Consider the following 3,329-nt stretch of genomic DNA (forward strand, 5'->3'; position numbering starts at 1 on the left):
CATGCCGACACGCCGCGCCAGTCGCCGCCCGGCTTATCGGCTCCGGCATCCAGTGGCGGCAACGCAGGCAAGCCGGCCCAGCAAAGTACCAACACCACCAGCCAGACCCCGGCCGCCTCATCCACACCCGCAGCCTCGGCCCCGGCCAACCGCGATATCCCCACCAACTCCAGCGGCACGGCCATACCACGCCAGGGCCAGGTCAGCGCGCAACAACGGCAGAGCCAGCGCAGCCGCCGCAATCGCCGTGAAATCGGCGTATCGGGTGAACATATCGCCGACTACTTCTTCGTCAAGCGCCAGAAGAATCGCTCGAAGATCAACAAGAACGCTCGCCTGTACGAGATGAAGCAGCCCGACGGCGATCTGCCGGGAGGACATCAGGGTATCGACCATGTCTGGCATGGCAGCCGATTGCCCCTGGGCTACCGGGTCAGCGATACCAAGGGCACGGGAAAAGGCATGCACCGGCTGGAAACCCCGAAGCGTGTCTTCGAGGCGCTGCGCTATGGTCTAGATGCCTATATGGGGGAGGAGGATGAAAGCCGTCTAGGGAATAACCTTGGCGACACAAAGGATGGCCGCCAACTCAGTCATCGCTGGGTAGCTGCCAGGATAGATAAGGCAGAGATCGTTGCCGAGCATAGTGACTTGCTCCGGAAAACAAGGGCTTGGGAACGTGTTCACTTCAAATTGGGTTCGACCATTTCCCTGGATGAAGGCACTCCACAGAAACAGTTGGTCAAGTGCCCCTACGACCGCAGTGTAATTACTGTGGTCGGTGCCAATCACAACCTACACGACAGGCGCAAGGGCAAGACCAGTCCCCGCTGTGCCAAGGGTCAGGCCAGCCACCAGATCGGCACCGAATTCGTCATCCCCACCGATATCCTCATAGGCTGATCGATATGCAAGCGCTCCATCCCATCGACTGGAAATATTGGGCCACCTGGCAGGTTCCAGCCACATGTTTTGAGCAGCGTCGCGAACCGCACTTACGCTACTTCCGGTACAGCGAATTGTTTGAAGAAGCATTAAGTGGCGTTGCCATGATCACTACCGACTTGCCGAAGTACCGAGACAAGGCAAAACCCGGTGGTTTGATGACCTCCACACGACGGCGACTATGGGACGTGCTGAACTGGCTCAGCCTGCAATACTCCGCTGGCGCGCCGGTGGAAGCCTTCGCCGAAGTCTGGCCCCATGCCCTGGTCTGGGCCGAGGAATACGCCGGCTTTCAGGAAGCCTACCTGCAGACGCCCGATGCCAACGGCCGAGTCATGCCGCATGTCTATCTCAAGGGCAACGAATACTGGATCGTCGCCCTGCGTCTGGTCTGCTTCGGCCTGCTCAGCGGCCATGCCGCGCAGATGCCAAGGGTCATGGCGATCCTCGATTTCGCCAACGTGGAGCTGGGCATCCGCGACGGCCTGCTCGAACGCCTGGTCGCGCCCTTCGCCCCCGGCCGTGGCACCCCGCCGGATACCGCCACCCGCCATTTGCCCTACCGTAAGCTGTTCAAGGTCTTCGACGCCACGCCCGAGAAGCGCCCGACGCTTATGACCAAGTACCTGGACGAGTGGTATCACGCCAGCCGCCGCGAACCCTATACCGACCTGCATGGAGAGTCGGATGTTTCTTTCTATGGCTATTGGGCCTGGGAGGCCGCCGCCGTCACCTGGCTGTTGGAGATTGATGACAGCAGCTACCGCGATATGCCGTTTTACCCCCGCGACCTGGCGGACTTTGCCCGTAACCTGCCGGCCACACCCGCTACGCCATCGGTGCCGCCGCCCACCTACGCCGGCCAGCCCTGCCCGCGCGCCGGCTACTGGTTCACCCTGGCCCAACACGGCTCGCGCCGTCAGTTCGCCCAGGATGAGGTATTCCCCGAGATCCCCAGTGAAACCAGCAAGGGCCTGACTCTCTGGCAGTGGGCCGATAACCAGATCGGGGATCACGTGCCATGACTACATCCCCGCGCAACGCACACCTCACCCTCCACGACAAAGCGGTCGCCATCACCGAAGAGCGCTACCGCCAGCCGAAACCGAGACCGACGAAATGACATCAAGGAACTCTGTCATCTGGAGCGAAGGCTTGTTCGTCAAGCCACAGCACTTCCAACAACAGGCGCGCGCGCTGGAGCACCACGCCAACCAGCGCATCAACGCCGTCAGCGAACACCTGTACGGCTTCAGCGTGCTGGAGCTGAACCACGAGTACCTGAGCTTCGGCAAGATCGCCATCGTCAGGGCCCAGGGCGTCATGCCCGACGGCACGGTCTTCAACATCCCCATCGACCAGCCGCCGCCCGCGCCCCTGACCATCGCCGACGCCACCAGCGCCGGCCAGGTGGTCTACCTGACCCTGCCGCTCAGATCCGACGGCGTGCTGGAAGTGCAATGGCCCGACACCTACGCCAACGCCCGCTACATCGCGCACGCCGAGGAAGCCAGGGACACCCACAGCGAAGAAGGCGACCACATCCGCCTGGATCTGGCCATCCCCAACCTGCAACTGACCCTGGAGCGGGACGACCGCAGCGCCTTCACCGGCATCGCCCTGTGCCACATCCTCGACAAGCGCCCGGACGGCAGCCTGGTGCTCGACGAACACTTCTACCCCACCAGCGTCTCGCTGTCCGCCGTGCCGCCGCTGGGGCGCTTCCTCAGCGAAACCGCCAGCCTGATGCGCGAACGTGCCCGCAGCATCGCCGAGCGTATCGGCTCGCCCAGCCAATCCGGCGTGGCCGACGTCACCGACTTCAACCTGCTGCAGGCCCTCAACCGCCTGCACCCGCTGTTCCTGCACCTGTCGCGCCGCCAGCACGTGCACCCCGAGCAGCTCTATATCGCCTTCAGCCAGGCTTGCGGCGAACTGGTGACCTTCACCGACGACGGCCGCCTGCCGGAAGAGTACCCGGCCTACCAGCACGACAACCTGCGTGAATCCTTCCGCCGCCTGGAAGAAACCCTGCGCCGCGTCCTCAGCACCGTCCTGCAACCGCGCGCCGTCTCGCTGCCGATCATCAAGCAGCAGTACGGCACCCTCACCGCCGCCGTGCACGACCGCCGCCTGCTCGACGACGCCGACTTCATCCTCGCCGTGCGCGCCCGCATGCCGCTGGAAAAACTGCGCCAGCAATTCCTCCAGCAGGCCAAGGTCGCCTCGCAGGAAAAACTCAGCGAACTCATCAACCTGCAACTGCCCGGCATCCCGCTCACCCCGCTGCCCGTCGCGCCGCGCCACCTGCCGTTCCACTCCGGCTTCAGCTACTTCCAGCTCGACCGCAGCCACGCCAACTGGCAGATGATGCGCGAGGCCGC

At 63.6% G+C, this 3,329-nt stretch carries 2 protein-coding genes and 1 pseudogene; all 3 read left to right on the top strand.

What is annotated here, in order from left to right; translation table 11 throughout:
- Positions 1–903: pseudogene (locus ACF8E5_RS08485) on the top strand (hypothetical protein); the annotation flags it as partial.
- A gap of 146 nt (positions 904–1,049) precedes the next feature.
- Positions 1,050–1,970 (top strand): PoNe immunity protein domain-containing protein, encoded by a 921-nt coding sequence (locus ACF8E5_RS08490; protein ID WP_392475147.1) that lies wholly within the window; start codon positions 1,050–1,052, stop codon positions 1,968–1,970.
- 94 nt (positions 1,971–2,064) lie between these two features.
- A partial coding sequence (gene tssK / locus ACF8E5_RS08495) for a type VI secretion system baseplate subunit TssK (RefSeq protein WP_392475148.1) occupies positions 2,065–3,329 on the top strand: 1,265 nt, incomplete at its 3' end.

The organism is Pseudomonas sp. WSY_20 (assembly GCF_043104335.1).
GTDB classification, from domain to species: domain Bacteria; phylum Pseudomonadota; class Gammaproteobacteria; order Pseudomonadales; family Pseudomonadaceae; genus Aquipseudomonas; species Aquipseudomonas parafulva_B.